This is a genomic window from Chroococcidiopsis sp. TS-821 (assembly GCF_002939305.1).
Taxonomy (GTDB): Bacteria; Cyanobacteriota; Cyanobacteriia; order Cyanobacteriales; family Chroococcidiopsidaceae; genus Chroogloeocystis.
Genome location: NZ_MVDI01000024.1, coordinates 1 through 1,144, shown reverse-complemented (window position 1 = coordinate 1,144; position 1,144 = coordinate 1). Strand labels below are relative to the sequence as shown.

General features: G+C 48.5%; 2 protein-coding genes. Both read left to right on the top strand.

The window, feature by feature from the left end; all coding sequences use genetic code 11:
- The first annotated feature begins 64 nt into the window (after window positions 1-64).
- Complete coding sequence (locus B1A85_RS25015; protein ID WP_210404702.1) at window positions 65-556, top strand: helix-turn-helix domain-containing protein; 492 nt, start codon at window positions 65-67, stop codon at window positions 554-556.
- A gap of 10 nt (window positions 557-566) precedes the next feature.
- Window positions 567-1,133 carry an IS630 family transposase gene (locus B1A85_RS25010; protein WP_210404701.1) on the top strand — a complete coding sequence of 189 codons (567 nt, stop codon included), beginning with the start codon at window positions 567-569 and terminating at the stop codon, window positions 1,131-1,133.
- The last annotated feature ends 11 nt before the right edge of the window (window positions 1,134-1,144 follow it).

Here is a 1,144-nt window from a genome sequence, read left to right as displayed (position 1 = left end):
ATACCAATTCTTTAAAGGAGGGCTACAGATGGTATAAAACTGTCATTGGGTTCAAGAGGCATCTATGGCAGGGGTTTACAAACTAGAAATCGCTGAAAGCGTCGAAGACCTCAAGCAGTTGCTGCGAGCGCAAAAGAGTGCGTCAGACAAAGAGCGAATACAGTTACTCTATCTGCTCAAAAGTGAGCAAGCAAAAACAGTACAAGCGGCAGCAGAACTCTTGGGACGACATCGAGTCACCGTGCAGGAGTGGTTACGGCTTTACCGTCAAGGAGGACTCGTAGGCTTGTTAACCCGTAAACCATGCCTTGGACGGCAGCATAGCATTCCTCAATGGGCGCAGGATGCCTTAAGCCAACGGTTGCAGCAGGAGGAAGGGTTCAACAGTTACGGCGAGATTTGCCAGTGGTTGGAGAACCAACTCGGCATTGTTTCCCCCTACAAAACGGTGCATCAGTTGGTGCATTATCGCCTCAAAGCTTCTCCCAAAGTGGCTCGTCCAGTCAGTGCCCAGCAATCACCCGAGCAAGTAGAAACCTATAAAAAAACTGGCTGAGAATTTGGCAATGTTAGCTTGGTTCGCCGTTGGAGTGCTGGGTTTAAGTGGACAGGTTCGATTCTTCTGTGAGGATGAAACACGCATTGGACTCAAGACGATTAGTGGTCGCAAAATCACTGCACCAGGGGTTAAACCGAAAGGGAAAGTGCAATGGCAGTTTCGTGCCACTTACTTGTACGGCATTGTCGAACCTACAACCGGAGCACACTTTTTCTCCGAGTTCACTCACTGCAACACGGACTGCTTTCCAGTGTTTCTCAACCTGGTTGCTCAGCACTTTGCAGACAGTATTTTGATTATTCAACTTGACCAAGCAGGCTGTCACCGTGCCAAGCGCTTGCAGATTCCTCCAAACATCATTTTGATGTTTCAACCGTCTCATTCACCGGAAACCAATCCAATCGAGCAAGTTTGGCAGCATCTCAAGCGAGGACTGTGTTGGCAGTTGCCTAAGACCCTGGATGAGTTGCGTTTGTTGGTACGAGAGCGATTGCAACAAATGACCCAAGCAGTGATTCGTTCAATTGTCGGTAGAGCCTCCATCCTTGAGGCATTATCTGTAGCCGGTCTTTAAGGAATTGGTAT